The sequence below is a fragment of the Pseudomonas sp. HY2-MNA-CIBAN-0224 genome, assembly GCF_040310285.1.
Taxonomy (GTDB): domain Bacteria; phylum Pseudomonadota; class Gammaproteobacteria; order Pseudomonadales; family Pseudomonadaceae; genus Aquipseudomonas; species Aquipseudomonas helleri.
In genome coordinates, this window is record NZ_JBEOPQ010000491.1 from 1 (window position 1) to 274 (window position 274).

Below are 274 nucleotides of genomic sequence, written 5' to 3' on the forward strand. Positions count from 1 at the left end.
CTCATGAACGAGTTTTTGCAGATAACACATCCGAATTATTAAAGTATACTATAATAGAAAAGATCTGAATCACCTCTTCTGCATCATCAACATTTATATCTTTTTTCAAAACAAGAACCTCGAAGGTTTTAAACGACTCATTACCTTCCTTATCCTTAATTAATTTTTTAGCAGTAGTTTGATAATAATGCTCTAATATAAATATTTTGTGTTGTTGCATAGAAGGTGAAACAGTTAGGTCATCAAGCTTAGCTAAATCAAGTGTCGTTGGGCA

The 274-nt window shown here is 31.4% G+C and carries 1 protein-coding gene; it reads right to left on the minus strand.

Annotated features, from left to right (window positions below; all coding sequences use genetic code 11):
- Window position 1: 1 nt before the first annotated feature.
- On the minus strand, window positions 2-274 hold a 273-nt coding region (locus tag AAEZ03_RS27295; protein WP_350582968.1), incomplete at its 5' end, for a hypothetical protein.